14 protein-coding genes are annotated in these 18,577 nt (G+C 74.3%); all 14 read right to left on the bottom strand.

All coding sequences use genetic code 11. From position 1 onward, the window contains the following. Nucleotides 1-109: 109 nt before the first annotated feature. The 14 genes from B8281_RS12415 to B8281_RS12350 all read right to left on the bottom strand — a co-directional run bounded on the left by B8281_RS12415 (nt 110) and on the right by B8281_RS12350 (nt 18,514). Nucleotides 110-1,576: a glutamate synthase subunit beta gene (locus B8281_RS12415; RefSeq protein ID WP_085387878.1), complete on the bottom strand. Its 1,467-nt coding sequence runs from the start codon at nt 1,574-1,576 to the stop codon at nt 110-112. Then, nucleotides 1,569-6,152, bottom strand: coding sequence for a glutamate synthase large subunit (gene gltB / locus B8281_RS12410; RefSeq protein ID WP_061267745.1), 4,584 nt, complete (start codon nt 6,150-6,152; stop codon nt 1,569-1,571). The genes B8281_RS12415 and gltB overlap by 8 nt, the downstream gene beginning before the upstream one ends. Nucleotides 6,153-6,292: 140 nt before the next feature. Then, the gene (lgt, locus tag B8281_RS12405; RefSeq protein ID WP_085387877.1) at nt 6,293-7,306 is read right to left on the bottom strand and encodes a prolipoprotein diacylglyceryl transferase; all 1,014 of its coding nucleotides are present in this window, start codon (nt 7,304-7,306) and stop codon (nt 6,293-6,295) included. Continuing rightward, complete coding sequence (gene trpA / locus B8281_RS12400) at nt 7,303-8,205, bottom strand: tryptophan synthase subunit alpha (RefSeq protein ID WP_085387876.1); 903 nt, start codon at nt 8,203-8,205, stop codon at nt 7,303-7,305. Before trpA ends, lgt begins: the two co-directional genes overlap by 4 nt. Next, a complete protein-coding gene (trpB, locus tag B8281_RS12395; RefSeq protein WP_043651228.1) occupies nt 8,202-9,458 on the bottom strand; it encodes a tryptophan synthase subunit beta in 1,257 nt (418 codons plus the stop codon). Before trpB ends, trpA begins: the two co-directional genes overlap by 4 nt. 139 nt (nt 9,459-9,597) lie before the next feature. Further along, on the bottom strand, nt 9,598-10,410 hold the full coding sequence (trpC, locus tag B8281_RS12390) for an indole-3-glycerol phosphate synthase TrpC (protein WP_043651188.1): 813 nt from the start codon (nt 10,408-10,410) through the stop codon (nt 9,598-9,600). A gap of 186 nt (nt 10,411-10,596) precedes the next feature. After that, entirely contained in the window at nt 10,597-11,028 is a 432-nt protein-coding gene (locus tag B8281_RS12385) for a DUF2752 domain-containing protein (RefSeq protein ID WP_085387875.1), read from the bottom strand. Nucleotides 11,029-11,040: 12 nt separating this feature from the next. Further along, nucleotides 11,041-11,598, bottom strand: a complete 558-nt coding sequence (locus tag B8281_RS12380) for a DUF4190 domain-containing protein (RefSeq protein ID WP_114553731.1) — start codon at nt 11,596-11,598, stop codon at nt 11,041-11,043. Next, nucleotides 11,595-11,870 carry an HGxxPAAW family protein gene (locus B8281_RS12375; protein ID WP_228075274.1) on the bottom strand — a complete coding sequence of 92 codons (276 nt, stop codon included), beginning with the start codon at nt 11,868-11,870 and terminating at the stop codon, nt 11,595-11,597. Before B8281_RS12375 ends, B8281_RS12380 begins: the two co-directional genes overlap by 4 nt. Before the next feature lie 86 nt (nt 11,871-11,956). After that, complete coding sequence (locus B8281_RS12370) at nt 11,957-12,598, bottom strand: Trp biosynthesis-associated membrane protein (RefSeq protein ID WP_085387873.1); 642 nt, start codon at nt 12,596-12,598, stop codon at nt 11,957-11,959. Continuing rightward, nucleotides 12,595-14,172, bottom strand: coding sequence for an anthranilate synthase component I (locus tag B8281_RS12365; protein ID WP_085387872.1), 1,578 nt, complete (start codon nt 14,170-14,172; stop codon nt 12,595-12,597). The genes B8281_RS12370 and B8281_RS12365 overlap by 4 nt, the downstream gene beginning before the upstream one ends. Further along, nucleotides 14,169-14,636: a phosphoribosyl-AMP cyclohydrolase gene (hisI, locus tag B8281_RS12360; RefSeq protein ID WP_076404777.1), complete on the bottom strand. Its 468-nt coding sequence runs from the start codon at nt 14,634-14,636 to the stop codon at nt 14,169-14,171. Before hisI ends, B8281_RS12365 begins: the two co-directional genes overlap by 4 nt. An 84-nt stretch (nt 14,637-14,720) precedes the next feature. Continuing rightward, nucleotides 14,721-16,610 carry an ABC transporter ATP-binding protein gene (locus tag B8281_RS12355; RefSeq protein ID WP_085387871.1) on the bottom strand — a complete coding sequence of 630 codons (1,890 nt, stop codon included), beginning with the start codon at nt 16,608-16,610 and terminating at the stop codon, nt 14,721-14,723. After that, nucleotides 16,607-18,514, bottom strand: coding sequence for an ABC transporter ATP-binding protein (locus B8281_RS12350; RefSeq protein ID WP_085388751.1), 1,908 nt, complete (start codon nt 18,512-18,514; stop codon nt 16,607-16,609). Before B8281_RS12350 ends, B8281_RS12355 begins: the two co-directional genes overlap by 4 nt. Between the last annotated feature and the right edge of the window lie 63 nt (nt 18,515-18,577).

Below are 18,577 nucleotides of genomic sequence, written 5' to 3'. Positions count from 1 at the left end.
TCCAGCCTCTAGTCTTCCGACCGGCCAGGAGCCGGTCGTCGCGGGGTGCCCCTCCCTAGGATGCCCCGCTCATCGTCCCGGCGCCGGACATCCGGCGTCGGGGTGCACGTCAAGCGCGCAAGGACACGGTGTTCGCGCGCACGGGCGCGGGCAGCTCGGTCCCTCCCTGAAGGTAGGCGTCGACGGATGCCGCCGCCGCCCGCCCCTCGGCGATCGCCCACACGATCAACGACTGCCCACGACCGGCGTCGCCGGCCACGAAGACCCCGGGCAGCGACGACGCGAAGTCGTCGCCGCGCGCCACGAGGCCGCGCCCCGTGAGGTCCGCGCCGGTCTGGGTCGTGAGGGCAGCCGTCTCCGGTCCGGTGAAGCCCATCGCGACGAGCACGAGGTCCGCGGGGATCTCGCGCTCGGTGCCCTCCTTGGGCACGCGACGGCCGTCGGGCAGGTACTCGGTCTCCGCGACGCGCAGCGCGCGCACGGCCCCGCTCTCGTCGCCGAGGAACGCGACGGTCGACGCGAGGAACTCGCGCTCGCCGCCCTCCTCGTGGGACGAGGACACCTCGAACACGATCGGGTCGGTCGGCCACGGCTGGGTCGCGGACCGCTCGAGCGGCGGCTGCTTGCCGATCGCGAGGGTCGTGACGCTTGCGGCGCCCTGGCGCAGCGAGGTGCCGAGGCAGTCCGAGCCCGTGTCGCCGCCACCGATGACGATGACGTGCTTGCCGGTGGCCGTGATCTGGTCGGGCACCTCGTGCCCCGCCACGACCGCGTTCGCCTGGTGCAGGAAGTCCATCGCGAAGTGGATGCCGCCGAGCTCGCGCCCGGGCACCGACAGGTCGCGCGGCACCGTCGCGCCGGTCGCGACCACGACGGCGTCGTAGCGCGCCCGCAGGTCGTCCCACGTGATGTCCACGCCGATCTCGACGCCGGGGCGGAACCGCGTGCCCTCGGCCTCCATCTGCGCGACGCGGCGGTCGATGTGGTGCTTCTCGAGCTTGAAGTCGGGGATGCCGTAGCGAAGCAGGCCCCCGACGGCGTCGTCGCGCTCGTACACCGCGACGGTGTGCCCGGCGCGCGTGAGCTGCTGCGCGGCGGCGAGCCCGGCGGGGCCGGACCCGACGACCGCGACGGTGAAGCCCGTGAGCCGCTGGGGCACCTGGGGCGTGACGTACCCGCGGTCGAACGCCTCGTCGATGATCGAGACCTCGACGTTCTTGATCGTCACGGGCGGCTGGTTGATGCCGAGCACGCAGCTCGACTCGCACGGCGCCGGGCACACGCGACCGGTGAACTCCGGGAAGTTGTTCGTCTCGTGGAGGCGGTCGATCGCGTCGGCCCACTGCTCGCGGTAGACGAGGTCGTTCCACTCGGGGATGAGGTTCCCGAGCGGGCAGCCCTGGTGGCAGAACGGGATGCCGCAGTCCATGCAGCGGCCTGCCTGCTCCTTGAGGAACGGCTGGCCCTCCTCGAGGTGCGCGTGCACGTCCTTCCAGTCCCGCAGGCGCACGGCCACCGGGCGGTTCGGCGGGAGCTCGCGCTCCCGCACCTTCAGGAATCCGCGGGGGTCAGCCACGGGCCACCTCCAAGATCTGGTCCCACACGCCGGGCGCGGCCGGGTCGAGACCGGCCGACTCGGCCTTCTCGAGCGCCGAGCGCATGCGGGCGAAGTCGGTCGGCAGGACGCGCGTGAAGCGCTGCACCGCCGTGGCGAAGTCCTCGAGCAGCTCGGCCGCGAGCGGCGATCCGGTCTCCTCGTGGTGACGGCGGACGAGCCGCTCGACGAGCGCGACCTCGGCGTCCTCGAGCGGACTCAGCCCGAGCTCGCCGGTCGCGAGCGCGCTCGTGTTCACGGCGCTCTCGCGCAGGTCGAGCACGTACGCGGTGCCGCCGGACATGCCGGCGCCGAAGTTGCGCCCGGTCGGGCCCAGCACGACGACCGTGCCGCCCGTCATGTACTCGCACCCGTGGTCGCCCACGCCCTCGACGACGAGCGTCGCGCCCGAGTTGCGGACGCCGAAGCGCTCCCCGACGCGACCGCGCAGGAAGATCTCGCCCGACGTCGCGCCGTAGCCGATGACGTTCCCGGCGACGACGTTGCTCGACCCGGTGAGGACCGCGTTGCGGTCCGGCCGCACGACGATCCGCCCGCCCGACAGACCCTTGCCGACGTAGTCGTTCGCGTCCCCGAACAGGCGCAGCGTGACGCCGCGCGGGAGGAAGGCCCCGAGCGACTGGCCGGCGGACCCCGTGAGGGTCACGTCGATCGTGTCGTCCGGCAGGCCCTCGCCGCGGAAGCGCTTGGTCACCTCGTGGCCGAGCATCGTGCCGACCGTGCGGTTGACGTTGCGGACCGGCAGCGAGATCCGCACCGGCTCACGCCGCTCCAGCGCGTCCTCGGCCAGCGCGACGAGCTGGTTGTCGAGCGCCTTCTCGAGGCCGTGGTCCTGCGTCGTCGTGTTCCGCAGCGACGCGCCCTCGACGGGGACGGGCTTCTCGAGGATGGGCGCGAGGTCGAGACCCTGCGCCTTCCAGTGGTCGATCGCCTGGCGCGTGTCGAGGTACTCGACGTGGCCGATCGCCTCCTCGATGCTCCGGAACCCGAGGCGCGCCAGGTACTCGCGCACCTCCTCCGCGATGAACTCGAAGAAGTTCACGACGAACTCCGGCTTGCCCGTGAAGCGGGCCCGCAGCTCCGGGTTCTGCGTCGCGACGCCCACCGGGCACGTGTCCAGGTGGCACACGCGCATCATGACGCAGCCCGAGACGACCATCGGCGCGGTCGCGAAGCCGAACTCCTCGGCCCCGAGCAGCGCGGCCACGACGACGTCGCGCCCGGTCTTCATCTGCCCGTCGACCTGCACGACGATGCGGTCGCGCAGGTTGTTCAGCACGAGGGTCTGCTGCGTCTCGGCGAGGCCGATCTCCCACGGCGTGCCCGCGTGCTTGAGCGACGTCAGCGGGCTCGCGCCCGTGCCGCCGTCGTGGCCCGAGATGAGGACGACGTCCGCGTGCGCCTTGGACACGCCCGTCGCGACCGTGCCGACGCCGAACTCGGAGACGAGCTTGACGTGGACGCGCGCCGCCGGGTTCGCGTTCTTCGCGTCGTGGATGAGCTGCGCGAGGTCCTCGATCGAGTAGATGTCGTGGTGCGGCGGCGGCGAAATGAGGCCGACGCCCGGCGTGGAGTGCCGGGTCTTCGCGACCCACGGGTACACCTTGTGGCCCGGCAGCTGACCGCCCTCGCCGGGCTTGGCGCCCTGGGCGAGCTTGATCTGGATGTCGTCGGCGTTCGTCAGGTACTCGCTCGTGACGCCGAAGCGGCCCGACGCGATCTGCTTGACCTTCGAGCGACGCTCCGGGTCGTACAGGCGCTCCGGGTCCTCGCCGCCCTCGCCCGTGTTCGACCGACCGCCGAGGCGGTTCATCGCGATCGCGAGGGTCTCGTGGGCCTCGGCCGAGATGGAACCGTAGGACATCGCGCCGGTGTTGAAGCGCTTGACGATCTCGCTCACGGGCTCGACCTCGTCGAGCGGCACCGCGGGGCGCTCGCCCTCGCGCAGCTCGAGGAGGCCACGCAGGGTCATGAGCCGCGAGGACTGCTCGTCCACGCGGTGCGTGTACTCGCGGAAGATGTCGAACCGACGCTCGCGCGTCGAGTGCTGGAGGCGGAACACCGTCTCCGGGTCGAACAGGTGCTCCTCGCTGTCGCGGCGCCACTGGTACTCGCCGCCCGTGGTCAGGCGGACGTGCGGGCGGTGGTTGCCGGAGCGCGGGTACGCGTCCACGTGGCGCGCCGCGACCTCGGCCGCGACGACGTCGAGCCCGATGCCGCTGAGGCGCGACGTCGTGCCCGTGAAGAACGCCTGCACGAGGTCGTGCGAGAGACCCACGGCCTCGAAGACCTGGGCGCCGCGGTAGGAGGAGATGGTCGAGATGCCCATCTTGCTCATGACCTTGAGGACACCCTTGCCGAGGCCCTTGATGAGGTTCGCGACGGCCTTGGCCGGGTCGACCGCGAGGTAGCCGCGGCGCGCGAGGTCCTCGACGGTCTCCATCGCGAGGTAGGGGTTCACCGCGGCGGCGCCGTAGCCGATGAGGAGCGCGACGTGGTGCACCTCGCGCACGTCCCCCGCCTCGACGACGAGCGACACCTGCGTGCGCGTGTGGCGCCGCAGGAGGTGGTGGTGCACCGCGCTCGACAGCAGCAGCGACGGGATCGGCGCGTGCTCGGCGTCCGAGTCGCGGTCCGACAGCACGATGAAGCTCGCGCCGGCCGCGACGTGCGCGTCGACCTCGGCGAAGATCTCCTCGAGCCGCGCGAGCAACGACTCGCCGCCGCCCGCGACGCGGTACAGGCCCTTGATCGTCACGGCGCGGAAGACGCCCGCGAGGTTCGGGTCCTTGTCGACGCGGATGATCTTCGCGAGCTGGTCGTTGTCGAGCACCGGGAACGGCAGCATGAGCTTGCGCGCGTGCTCCGGGGTGTCGACGAGCAGGTTCGGCTCGGGGCCGATCGCCCCGCCGATCGACGTGACGAGCTCCTCGCGGATCGCGTCCAGCGGCGGGTTCGTGACCTGCGCGAACATCTGCGTGAAGTAGTCGAAGAGCAGGCGCGGGCGCTTCGCGAGGACGGCGATGGGCGTGTCCGTGCCCATGGCGCCGAGGGGCTCGGCGCCCGTGTTGGCCATCGGGGTGAGGATGACCTTGAGCTCCTCCTGCGTGTACCCGAAGGCACGCTGGCGGCGCTCGACCGACGCGGGGCTGTGCGCGACGTGCTCGCGCTCGGGGAGCTGGTCGAGGTAGACCGCGTTCTCCGCGACCCACCGCGCGTACGGGCGCTGCGCCGCGAGCTGGGACTTGATCTCCTCGTCCTCGATGATCCGGCCCTGGCCGGTGTCGACGAGGAACATGCGGCCCGGCTCGAGACGGCCCTTGCGGACGATCGTCGCGGGGTCGAGGTCGAGCACGCCCGCCTCGCTCGCGAGCACGACGAGGCCGTCCTCGGTGACCCAGTAGCGCCCGGGGCGCAGACCGTTGCGGTCGAGGACCGCGCCGATGAGGGTGCCGTCGGTGAAGTTGAGGCACGCGGGGCCGTCCCACGGCTCCATGAGCGTCGAGTGGTACTCGTAGAACGCGCGCAGGTCCGGGTCCATCTCGGCGTGGTTCTCCCACGCCTCCGGGACCATCATGAGCACGGCGTGCGGCAGCGAGCGGCCCGACAGGTGCAGCAGCTCCAGCACCTCGTCGAAGCTCGCCGAGTCGCTCGAGCCGTCGGAGCACACCGGGAGCAGCGGCGCGAGGTCGCCGAGGGCGTCGCTCGCGAGCGTGCCCTCGCGCGCGGCCATCCAGTTCCGGTTGCCGCGCACCGTGTTGATCTCGCCGTTGTGCGCGATCATCCGGAACGGCTGCGCGAGCGGCCAGGACGGGAACGTGTTCGTCGAGAACCGCGAGTGCACGAGCGCGATCTCGCTCGCGTACCGCGGGTCGGACAGGTCCGGGAAGAACGGCTCGAGCTGCGCCGTCGTGAGCATGCCCTTGTAGGTGAGCGTGCGCGCCGACAGCGACGCGAAGAAGAGTCCGAGCTCGTTCTCCGCGCGCTTGCGCAGACGGTACGTCCGGCGGTCGAGGTCGACGCCGGCCAGCTCGCGCGACGGGTCGGCCACGACGACCTGACGGAACAGCGGCATCGACGCGCGCGCGCTCGGGCCCACGAGGTCGGCCGTCACGGGGACGTCGCGCCAGGCGAGGACCTCGAGCTTCTCCTCGGCGGCGATCGCCTCGACCGCGCGGGCCGTGGTCGCGGCCGCCTCGGGGTCCTGCGGGAGGAACGCCATGCCGATGGCGTAGTGCCCGGCGGGCGGGAGCTCGGCGTCGACCACGTCGCGCACGAAGGCGTCGGGGATCTGCGTGAGGATCCCCGCGCCGTCGCCGCTGTTCTCCTCGGCGCCCACCGCGCCGCGGTGGTCCAGGTTGAGCAGGGCCGTGAGCCCCGCGTCCACGATGTCGCGTCCGGGCGTGCCGCGGAGCGTCGCCACGAAGGCGACGCCGCACGCGTCGTGCTCGGCGGCGGGGTCGTACAGACCGGATGCCGTGGGAGGGGCGGACAGGGCGGGTGCCCGGTGCGCGTCCCGATACTGCGGCGTGGTCATCAACACCGTCCTCACAGGCGCCCGACCGAGACGGCCGGGCTGGTTCCAGCTGGGGGGGGTTCGGGACGTCGTCGGCCCTGGTGGACATGACGGAACCACCGGGCGGTCGCCCGGCGGATTCGCCGTTGAGTGACGGAGGCTCAGCGACCGGGGTCTGGTCGCGCGGCATCTGCCTGCTCGGACTCCTCCGAGTCGTCGGAGTCCGCGGTCTTCTCGGGGTCCGCGGCGTCGGTCGACTCCTCGACCGGCTCCGTGGGCTCCGTGGCGGGCGCCTCGCCCGGCGCGTCGAGGGACACCGTCTCCTCGCGCCCGGGGTGGCGACGCCCGACAACGATAAACGCTACCAACGCACCGACACCGACCAGGATCGAGGTCCAGACGTTCAGCCGGAGACCGAGGACGAGCTCGGCCTCGTCGATGCGCAGCATCTCGATCCACACCCGACCGAGCGTGTAGACGAAGACGTAGAGCCAGAATACCCGACCATGACCGAGCCGGAACCGACGGTCCAGGTAGATCAGGAGCAGGGCAGCGGCGATGTTCCAGACCATCTCGTAGAGGAACGTCGGGTGGAACAGCGTGCCCGGCGGGTAGCCGGCCGCGGCGGCGACCGAGTCGTCGACCCGCAGGCCCCACGGCAGCGTCGTGGGCGAGCCGAACAGCTCCTGGTTGAACCAGTTGCCGAGGCGGCCGACGGCCTGCGCGAGGAGCAGCCCCGGGGCGAGCGCGTCGGCGAACGCCGGGAAGCTCACGCGCTGGCGACGGCACCCGATGTACGCGCCGACCGCGCCGAGCGCGACCGCGCCCCAGATGCCGAGGCCGCCCTCCCACACGTACAGCGCGCGGACGGGGTCCCCGTTCGGGCCCCAGTACGGGTCGGGCGTCGAGAAGACGTGGTAGAGCCGCCCGCCGACGATCCCGAACGGGACCGCCCAGAACGCGATCTCCAGGACGTCGTCGGCCTCTCCCCCGCGCTCCACCCAGCGACGCCGCGTGAGCCACAGGGCGACGCCGATCCCGGCGAGGATCGCGAGCGCGTAGGCGCGGATCGGGAACGGCCCGAGGTACCAGGTGTGCTGGGGCGGGCTCGGGATCGCCGCGGGCAGGACGCCCGCGGCCTCCACGAGCTGCCCGACGGCGAGCGCGGCGCTCATGCGACCACCCCGCCGGGCGCCGTCGTGCCGGGCTGCTCCTGACGGGCGGACCGCACCCCGGCCGCAAGCGAGGCGGCGACCGTACGGAGCGCGGCGAGTCGCTCGTCCCACGGGGCGTCGCCCAGCAGGGGCCGGACGAACGCCGAGCCGACGATGACGCCGTCGGCGTAGCGCGCGACCTCCGCGGCCTGCTCGGCCGTGGAGACGCCGAGGCCGACGCAGACGAGCTCGGCGCCCGCCGCGCGCGTGTCGGCGACGAGCCGCGCGGCCTGGGGCCCGACGGCGGCGCGCACGCCCGTGACGCCCATCGTCGAGGCGGCGTAGACGAAGCCGCGCGACGCGCGCGCGGTGAGCCGGAGGCGCTCCGGCGTCGAGCTCGGCGCGACGAGGAACACGCGGTCGAGACCGTGCGCCTCGGCGGCGTCCAGCCACGCGCGCCCCTCGTCGGGGACGAGGTCGGCCGTGATGAGCCCGGCTCCCCCGGCCGCAGCGAGGTCGCGCGCGAACGCGTCGACGCCGTAGCGCAGCACGGGGTTCCAGTACGTCATGACGAGCACCGGCACGCGCCGGCCCGTGCGCTCCGTGACGGCCGCGACGACGCGGAAGACGTCCGCGACGCGCGCGCCGCCGTCGAGCGCCGCCTGGGCCGCGGCCTGGATCACCGGGCCGTCCATGACGGGGTCCGTGTACGGGATGCCGAGCTCGAGCACGTCCACGCCCGAGTCCACGAGCGCGAGCGCCGCCTCGACGGAGCGCTCGACGGTCGGGAAGCCGACGGGCAGGTAGCCGACGAGCCCCGCGCGGCCCTCCGCGCGCAGCTCGAGCAGGCGGCTGGCGGTGGCCGACGCCGTCCCCGGCGTCGACGCCCCGGGTGCGTCCTGGGTCTGGGCGGCGCTCACAGCTGTCCCTCCGTGCCCGTCGCCGTCTCGGCGATCGCGTCGTCGTCCACGAGGTCGAACCACCGGGCGGCGGTCGCCACGTCCTTGTCCCCGCGCCCCGAGAGGTTCACGAGGATCACGTGGTCGGTGCGGCCCGCGGCCGCGGCCTCGCGCCCGATCCGCAGCGCGCCCGCGAGGGCGTGGGCCGACTCGATCGCGGGGATGATCCCCTCGGTGCGGCACAGCAGCCGGAACGCGTCCATCGCCTCGGCGTCGGTCACGGGCAGGTACGTCGCGCGGCCGAGGTCGTGGAGCCACGAGTGGGCCGGCCCGACGCTCGGGTAGTCGAGACCCGCCGACACCGAGTGGCTCGGCAGGGTCTGGCCGTCCTCGTCCTGGAGGAGGTACGAGCGCGCGCCGTGCAGGACGCCCGGCGCGCCGCCGCTGAAGCGGGCCGCGTGGCGGCCCGTCTCGATGCCCTCGCCCCCGGCCTCGAAGCCGAAGAGCTCGACGCCCTCGTCGTCGAGGAAGGCGTTGAAGAGCCCGAGCGCGTTCGAGCCGCCGCCCACGCACGCGGCGAGCGCGTCGGGCAGACGCCCGATGCGGTCGAGGATCTGCGTGCGCGCCTCCTCGCCGATGACGCGGTGGAACTCGCGCACCATCTCGGGGAACGGGTGGGGCCCGGTCACGGTGCCGAGCAGGTAGTGCGTCGTGTCGACGTTGGCGACCCAGTCGCGCAGCGCCTCGTTGATCGCGTCCTTGAGGGTGCGCTGGCCGATCGTCACGGGGACGACCTCGGCGCCGAGGAGGCGCATGCGCGCGACGTTCAGCGCCTGGCGCCGCGTGTCTTCCTCGCCCATGTAGACGACGCACTCGAGGTCGAGCAGGGCCGCGGCCGTCGCCGTCGCGACGCCGTGCTGGCCGGCGCCCGTCTCGGCGATCACGCGCTTCTTGCCCATGCGCTTGACGAGCAGCGCCTGGCCCAGGACGTTGTTGATCTTGTGCGAGCCGGTGTGGTTGAGGTCCTCGCGCTTGAGGAACACGCGCGAGGCGCCGGCGTGCTCCGCGAAGCGGGGCACCTCGGTGAGCGGGCTCGGGCGGCCGGTGTACTCGCGCTGCAGGCGCGCGAGCTCGGTGACGAACGCCGGGTCGTCGAGCGCCTTGCGGTACTCGGTCTCGAGCTCGTCGAGGGCGGCGACGAGCGCCTCGGGCACGTAGCGCCCGCCGAACTCGCCGAAGTAGGGACCCTCCTGGGTCGCGAGGGAGCGCGTCAGGTCGGCGCGGACGGAGTGCGCGCCGCTCGGAGGGGTGGTCGATGGTGTCGAGTCGGGCACGGGGCCGGTCCTCCTGCGTGGTGGGGTGTGCTGGGCCGGGGCGCGGCGCCTGCGACGTGACGGACGGTGCCGTCGTGCCTCAGGGCCGCACGGACCACAGCGACGGGTGCGACCCGGCCGCGACGAGGTCGGCGACGGACGAGCGCGGCGCGTCGTCGGTCACGAGCGCCTCGCCGACCAGCACGGCGTGCGCGCCGGAGCGGGCGTAGTCCATGACGTCGTGCGGCCCGCGCACGCCGGACTCGGCCACGCGGACGACCTCGTCGGGGATCGCGGGCGCGAGGCGCGCGAAGGTCGTGCGGTCGACGTCGAGCGTCTTGAGGTCGCGCGAGTTCACGCCGACGACCCGCGCCCCGGCGTCGAGCGCGCGCGTCACCTCGTCGAGCGTGTGGACCTCGACGAGCGCGGTCATGCCGAGCGAGTGCACGCGCTCGACGAGCGACGTGAGCACCGTCTGCTCGAGCGCGGCGACGATGAGGAGCACGATGTCCGCGCCGTGCGCGCGCGCCTCCCACACCTGGTACGGCGTCACGACGAAGTCCTTGCGGAGCACCGGGACGTCGACCCGCGCCCGGACGGCGTCGAGGTCGGCGAGGCTCCCGTTGAACCGCCGCTGCTCGGTGAGCACCGAGATCGCGGCCGCGCCGCCCTTCTCGTACTCCCCCGCGAGCTCGGCCGGGTCGGAGATGGACGCGAGCGCACCCTTGCTGGGGCTCGACCGCTTCACCTCGGCGATGACGGCCACGGCGTCGTCCGCCTTGAGGCGGCTCACGCACTCGAGCGCACCGGGGACGCGGGCGGCTCGTTCCTTGAGCTCGTCGAGCGAGGTCGTCGCCTGGCGTGCCGCGAGGTCCTCGCGCACACCCGCGACGATGTCGTCCAGCACCGTCATCGTCCCACCACTCCCCGTGTCGTCCCGCCCCCTGCCGGGCCGGTCGGCCGGCGTGCACCCACAGGTTCGGGCCGACCCGTTGACAGGGAGGTACCTGCCATCGTAGAGCCGCCCCCGAGTGACGATGACCACGGCCCAGCCCCCGAGACGCGCGCGGCGCGGCCGGTCGCGGTCACGGCCGCCGGCTCAGGCAGCCACCGGGCCGAGCCACGGGACCAGGGCGGGCACGTTGCGCAGCACCCCGAAGAGCACGAGCACGGCGAGCGACGTCCACGCCACCCCCGCGGGCACGCGCGGCGCGGGACGGCCGCGCCAGGCACGGGCGAGCCACAGGCCCCACAGCACGACGAGCAGCGGCGCGACGACGACCCACAGCGGGTTCATGGACCAGGCCGCGGCGAGGTCGAGGTGCACGAGGTCGTGCGTGGCCCGCAGGCCGCCGCACCCGGGGCACGCCAGGCCCGTCAGGGCGAGCAGCGGGCACGTGACGTAGTGGCCCGGGCGGTTCGGGTCGACGGCGCCCACGTACGCCGTCGCGGCGGCGACGAGCGCACCGACGGCGAGGGGCGCCACGGCCTCGCGCGGCACCCGCCGTCGGCGCACCGCCTCGGACGTCACGTGACCGCCCCGTCAGTACTGGTCGGGGATCGTGCCGACCCAGGCGAGGACGGCGGGGAAGAACACCAGCAGGAGCAGCAGACCGATCGCGGACAGGCCGATCGCGACCCAGCCGAGGATGATCCCCGCCGTCGCCATGCCGTCGTTGTCCGCCTGGCCCTCCGCGACGGCACGCTTCGCCGCGTTGCCCACGATGACCGCGGGGATGCCCGTGAAGAAGCCGCAGCTGAGCACGAACGCGGCGATGCCCAGGACGAGCGACCAGATCGCGAGGTTGTTCTTCGGGTAGTACGGCGGCGGCGCGTACGCGCCGGCCGGGTACTGCTGACCGGGGTACTGCTGGCCCGGGTACGCCTGCGCCGGGTGCTGCTGCTGGCCCGGGTACGGCTGGCCGGGCTGCTGCTGGCCCGGGTACGGCTGGCCGGGCTGCTGCTGACCGGGGTAGCCCTGGTCAGGACCCTGCGGGCCGGGGTGCTGCGCGCCGCCGGGCACCGACGAGCCGTACGGCGCCTGCGACCCGTCCTGCGGGGGCGTGGCGTCGTGCGGGCCCGGTTCCGGCGGCTGCGTCACCGCGCGTCCTGCTTCTTCTGCCCGTAGCCCATGTTGCGGAGCACGAGGCCGCCGACGAGCGCCACGGCCACGACGCCCATGCCGACCCAGAACAGCCAGACGGCGGCGACCACGACACCGATCGCGGCCACGAGGGCGCCGACCATGATGCCGATCATGGTGAACCACGCGGCGACGGTGTGGCCGTGGTTCGTGGGCGGTGCCGCGGGCGGCAGGTAGGCGATCTCGGTGGTCTGCTGGTTCTCGGCCATGAGGGTCGTGCCTTTCGTCAAGATGTGGTCAGAGCCTATCGGACCGGGCCGGGGCCCGTCCCGTCGCGGGACGTCGGCGGACGTCGCGTGGGACACGTCCGCGCTGCTCAGCGGTCCGTGGGGTCCTCGCCGCGGGACAGCGCGTCCCACGCGTCGTGGTCGGAGACGTCCTCGGCGTCGGCGGGGCCCGCCGCGCCCGCGACCTCGGAGGTCCCGTCCGCGGGCGTGCCGGCTGCCGTCGCGGGCGTCGCCCCGGCCCGCTCGTGCCGCGTCGAGGCGCTCGCCCACGACCGCGCGCCGAGCGCCACCCACACCACCACGAGCACGGTGAGCACGCCGAGCACGGCCGCCACCCACGGCGCCGCGGTGAGCTCGACCGGTGCGGTCAGCTCCGTCACGCCCGTCGCCTCGGCCACCGCCGACCGGGCGGTCGGCTCCGGGTCGATCGCGACGCTCAGCGCCGACACCGTCGCGACGACGCCGCTGGCCGCCGCGACCGCCAGGACGACCCACCGGCCGACCCGTCCCACGAGGCCGAGCGCGAGCGCGGCCGCGACGAGCACGAGCGCGGCCGCGCTCACGCCGGGTGCGGCCGACGCGCCGGCCACCGCGACGTCGACCTGCGGGTCGAGCGCGGTGGCCCCCGTCGTGCGCAGCCACGTGGGCACCGCCGCCGCGAGGGTCGCGCCCCCGAGGAGCAGCAGGACCCAGATGGCCGTGCGGCGGGCCGGGCCGCCCGGGCGGCTCACGCGAGCCCCCGCAGCCGCGCCGCGACCTGCACGGCGCGGACCGCCGCGGCCGCCTTGTTGCGCGACTCCGCGTACTCGAGCGCCGGCACGGAGTCGGCGACGATCCCGCCCCCGGCCTGGACGCTCGCGCGCCCGTCGCGGATCAGCGCCGTGCGGATGGCGATCGCCATGTCCATGTTCCCGTCGAAGTCGAAGTACCCGGCCGTCCCACCGTAGATCCCGCGCGAGGCGGGCTCGAGCTCGTCGATGAGGGCGATCGCGCGCGGCTTGGGCGCGCCCGAGAGCGTCCCCGCGGGGAACGTGGCCCGGAAGGCGTCGAGCGCCGTCGCGCCGTCGCGCAGCGTGCCGACGACCGTCGAGCACAGGTGCATGATGTGGCTGAACCGCTTGGTCGTCATGAACTCCACGACCTCGACCGACGTCGGCTCGCAGACCTTGACGAGGTCGTTGCGCGAGAGGTCGACGAGCATGATGTGCTCCGCGAGCTCCTTGGGGTCCTCGCGCAGCTCCTCCCCGAGCGCGACGTCCTCCTCGGGCGTCGCGCCGCGCGGCCGCGAGCCCGCGATGGGGAACGTCGTGACCCGCCCGTCCTCGACCTTGACCAGCGTCTCCGGGCTCGACCCCACGACCGCGAAGTCGCGCCCGTCCGCGTCCGTGAGCTGGAAGTAGTACATGTACGGGCTCGGGTTGATCGTGCGCAACGCCCGGTAGACGTCCAGCGGGTCCGCCGGGCAGTCGAGGTCCAGGCGCTGCGAGAGGACGACCTGGAAGACCTCGCCCTCGCGGATCGCGTCCTTGCCCGCCACGACGGACGCCTCGAACTCGTCGCGCGTCGAGCGGAACTCGAGCTCCGGCTCGGCGGCGTCGGCGGCCACGACCGACGCGACGTGCGCACCGCCGGCGACGAGGCGCGCCTGCATCGCGTCCAGGCGCCGCACCGCGTCGGCGTACGCCTCGTCGACCCGCTCGTCCGTGTCGTCGAAGTTGATCGCGTTCGCCACGAGCCACACGCTGCCCTCCGCATGGTCGACGACCGCGAGGTCCGTCGCGAGGCACAGCGTGAGCTCCGGGACGCCCAGCTCGTCGGGCGCGTGCGCCGGCAGCGTCGGCTCCCAGTGCCGGATGACGTCCCACCCGATCGCCCCGGCGAGCCCGCCCGTGAGCGGCGGGAGGCCGTCGACCGCGGGCGTGCGCAGCACGTCGAGCGTGGCCTCCAGCACGTCGACGACGTCACCCTCGCGCGGGACGCCCGCGGGCACGTCGCCCGACCACACCGCCCGGCCGTCGCGCGCCGTGAGGGTCGCGCGGGACGCGACGCCGACGAACGAGTACCGGGCCCAGCGCCCGTCCGACTCCGCGGACTCCAGCACGAAGGTGCCCGGGCGCCCCTGCGCCAGGGTGCGGTAGAGCCCGACGGGCGTGACGTCGTCGGCCAGGAGGCGCCGCACGACCGGGACGACCCGGCGGGAGCGGGCGAGCGCGCGGAAGCCGTCGAGCACGGGCCACGTCGTGCCCCACGCGGGACCGCCCGCAGGGACGGTGGTGGTGCCGGCCGGGTCGACGGTCGTGCTCACTGGTTCTCCTCCTCGGGGTCCGGTCCGACGGCGGGCGCGGCCCCGGCGTCCGGGGCACCGGGCGCGGACGGCAGCTCGCCGACGACGGCGCCCAGGTCTCCCCCGGCCTCGAAGCACGTGCGGGTGCCCGTGTGGCACGCGGCGCCGACCTGGTGCACGCGCACGAGGAGCGCGTCGCCGTCGCAGTCGAGCGCGACCGAGCGCACCACCTGGACGTGGCCCGACGTGTCGCCCTTGCGCCAGTACTCCTGGCGCGACCGGCTCCAGAACGTCACCCGGCCGGTCGTCAGGGTGCGGTGGAGCGCCTCGTCGTCCATCCAGCCGAGCATGAGCACCTCACCGGTGTCGTGCTGCTGGACGATCGCGGCGACCAGTCCGGCGTCGTCGCGCTTGAGCCGCGCGGCGACCTCGGGGTCGAGCGCGGACGGGGTCGTGGTCTGCGGGCCGGTCGTGGAGTCGGGCACCCGAGAATCCTGCCAGACGCCGGGCCGCCGCCGGTCCCCCGTCTCGCCCGACCCGGCGTGACGTCGGTCGCCTGGCCGGGCAGGTCAGCGGGTCTGGGAGACCCAGGCGTCGTGCATGCGGGCGTAGACCCCGCCCGCGCGGGCGAGGTCGTCGTGGTGGCCCACCTCCACGACGTGCCCGGCGTCGACGACGACGACGAGGTCGGCCGCCTCGGCCGTGGAGAGGCGGTGCGCGATCGTCAGCGTCGACCGGCCCGCGGTGAGCGACGCGAGCGCCCGGGCGATCCGGACCTCGGTCGCCGGGTCGACGGCGGACGTCGCCTCGTCCAGGACGAGCAGGTCCGCCTCCGCCAGGTAGGCCCGGACGAGCGCGACGAGCTGTCGCTCGCCCGCGGAGAGGGACTCGCCCCGCTGGCCGACCGAGGAGTCGAGCCCGTCCGGCAGGTCCGCGACCCAGTCGGTGAGGCCGAGCCGCTCGACGGCCGCCTCGATCCGGGCGCGACGCACGGCGGCCGGCTCCTCCTCGGCGGCGCCCCGGAGCCCGTAGGCGACGTTGTCGGCGAGCGTCCCGTCGAACAGGAAGCCCTCCTGGGGCACGAGCACGACGCGCTCGCGCAGGGACGCCACGGACAGGTCGCGCAGGTCCGTGCCGTCCAGGAGCACGCGCCCGCCCGTCGGGTCCATGAGCCGCGTGACGAGCTTCGCGATCGTCGTCTTGCCCGAGCCGGTCGCGCCGACGACGGCGACCGAGGCACGCGCCGGCAGGTCGAGGTCGACGCCGTGCAGCACCTCGGGCCCGTCGGGGTAGGCGAACCGGACGCCCTCGAGGCGTACGTGGGCCGGGCCGCGCGGGCTGCGCACGCCGTCGGGGCCCTTGTCGACGACCTCGACCGGCGTCTCCAGGACCGCGAGGACGCGGCGCCAGCCCGCCACGGCGTTCTGCAGCTCGTTGAGGATCTCCGTCGCCATCTGGACGGGGCCGGTGAAGAGCTGGACGAGGAACAGGAAGGCGAGGAGCTGCCCCACCGAGATGTCGCCCGCCACGCCGAGCAGCGACCCGACGACCACGACGACCGCGAGCACGAGGTTCGCCACGAGCACGCCGCTCGAGAACACGACGGCGACGAGCTTCTGCGCCCGGACCATCGCGCGCCGCGTCGCGTCGACCGCGGCGTCGATGCGGCGGGCCGTCCGGGCCCCGGCGCCGTACGCGCGGATGGTCTCCGCGCCGACGACGGACTCCGAGATCGCGCCGAGCATCGCGCCGACCCGCGCGCGGACCTGGGTGTACGCGTCGTTGACCCGCGCCTGCGCGGGGCGCAGGACGAGGAACAGCGGCACGAAGCACGCCCACACCACGAGCGTGAGCTGCCACGAGTAGACCGCCATGAGCACCGTCGCGACGCCGATCTGCAGCACCGAGACGAGCAGCATGATGCCGCCCCACTGCACGAACAGGGAGATCGTGTCGACGTCGCTCGTGACGCGCGAGACGAGCGACCCGCGCCGCTCGGAGTTCTGGGTGAGCACCGACAGGTCGTGCACGTGCCGGAACGCGCGCACGCGCAGCGCGGCGAGGCCCGCCTCGGTCGACCGGAACAGGCGCACGTTGACGAGGGCCGAGCACAGCCCGGCGAGGACGAGGATCCCGGCGGCGACGCCCACGAGCACCGCGACGCGCGTCGTGTCCGGACCGCCGTCGGCGAGCACGCCCGTGTCGATGGTCTGCTGCACGGTCACGGGCACGACGACCCGGCCCAGCGCCGCGGCGACGGCGAGGCCGAGGGTCACCCAGATGCCGGCGAGGATCTGCGGCGACGCCTGCACGCCGCGACGCAGCGTCGCGAGGACGCCCAGGGAGCTCGCCGAGGCGATGCGCGCGTCGCCGGTGCGGACGTCCGCGCCGCCGTCGACGGCGGGACCCGCGCCCCGGCGGGGCGACCGTCCGGGTCGTTCGGTCGTGGTCCGGGTCATTCCTCCAGCGCCCCCGTCTCGACGTGCCGCACGACGTCGTCCTCCTCCGTCTCCTCCTGGCGCGCGAGGTCGTCGTCCCGGTGACCGTCGCGGACCTGCTCGTCCTCGCCCGCCTCGCGCACGGAGTCGTCCGTCGCGTCGGCGCGCTCGTTCTCCCGGCGCTCCGCCTCACGCGCGTACGCGGTCGCGAGCTCGCGGTACCCCGGGTCGCGGGCGAGCAGCTCGTCGTGCGTCCCGACGTCCACCACCCGCCCGGACTCCACGTGCACGACGACGTCCGCGAGCGCGACGCTCGACATGCGGTAGGCGACCATCACGACCGTCGGGCGGTCGTCGCCGCCCCGCGCGACGCCCGCGAGGATCTCCTGCTCGACCCGCGGGTCGACGGCCGAGGTCGCGTCGTCGAGGACGAGGAGGCGAGGACGCCGGACGAGCGCGCGCGCGATCGCGAGACGCTGGCGCTGGCCACCGGACAGGTTGGCCCCCCGCTCCCCGAGCGGGGCGTCGAGGCCCTCCGGGAGCCGCTCGACGACGTCGTCCACGCGCGCGAGCCGCAGGGCCGCCCAGACCTCCGCGTCGTCCGGGCCGGGATCGCCGTCGTCGACGAGCGTGACGTTCGCGCGCACGGTGTCCTCGAACACGAACGCCTGCTGCGCGACGAGAGCGACCTGCGTCGTGAGGTCCGCCTCGCGCACGTCGCGCACGTCGGTGCCGTCGAGGAGCACGCGCCCGCGCGTCGGGTCCGAGAGCCGCGCGAGGAGCGAGACGAGCGTCGTCTTGCCGGCGCCCGTCGGGCCCACGACGGCGACCGTCGTCCCCGGCGCCACGGTGAGGTCCACGCCGTCGAGCAGCGTGAGCTCGCGGCCGCCCGCCCGGACGTCGACACCGACGCCCTCGAGCCGCACGCCCAGCCCGGCATCCGTCCCGCTCAGGGCCGACGTCCCGGGACGCAGCACGCCCCCGGCGTCGACGACGCGGCTGATGCGCTCGTACCCGACGAGCGCGCGCGGGAGCTCGCCGAGGACCCAGCCGAACGCGCGGACCGGCACGGCCATGACGGTCAGGAGGTACGCGGCGGTGATGATGTCGCCGGGCGCGACGTCGCCCGCGGTGAGGCGCACGGTCCCGACGCCCAGCACGAGGAGCGTGCCGAGCGACGGCAGGAGCTCGATGACGGGGTCGAAGAACGCGCGCACGACGCCGACCCGCACGTTCGCGGCGCGCAGCTCGTCGGTGCGCTCGGCGAAGCGGCGCTCCTCGCGGTCCGCGGTGCCGAGCGACGTGACGAGGAGCGCGGCCTCGAAGCTCTCGTGCGCGACGTCGGACACCTCGGCGCGCAGCTGCTGCGCCCGCGTGATGGCGGGCGACATGTAGCGCTGGAACACGATGTTCACGGCGACGGCGACCGGGATGACCACGAGCGCCGCGCACGCGAGCCAGACGTCCACCCGGAAGAGCATCACGGCGGCGACGCCGATCATGACGACGACGCCCAGCGCGAACGGCAGCGGGTTGAAGACGCCCGTCGCGGCCTCGACGTCGGAGTTCGCGTTCGACAGGAGCTGCCCGGCCGGGTGCGAGCGGTGCCACGACATCGGCAGGCGCAGGTACTGGCGGGTCACCGCTGTGCGGTGGCGCGCCTGCAGCGCGGCGTACCCGTTGCCCGCGAAGATGCGCCGCGCGGCGACGCTCACCGCGAGCGAGAGCGCGATCCCGGCGAGCACGAGGCCCGCGACCCAGATGCGGCCGCGCGCGGCCTCGTCGCCCGCGAGCGCGGGCACCACGACCTCGTCGGTGACCTGGCCGACCGCGCCGCTCACGGCGACGGTCAGCGCGCCGAAGAGCGCGGAGGACCCGATCGCCAGCACGTACGTGCGGGGCTCGTCGCGGATGCCGCGCCCCATGAGCGCGAGCGAGCGGCGGACGCGGGAACCGGTGAGCGCGTGCGGTCGCCGGACCGACGGCTC

The organism is Cellulosimicrobium sp. TH-20, assembly GCF_002105775.1.
GTDB classification, from domain to species: domain Bacteria; phylum Actinomycetota; class Actinomycetes; order Actinomycetales; family Cellulomonadaceae; genus Cellulosimicrobium; species Cellulosimicrobium funkei.
The sequence above is the reverse complement of the archived record's forward strand: the minus strand, read 5'-3'. Positions and strand labels throughout refer to the sequence as shown.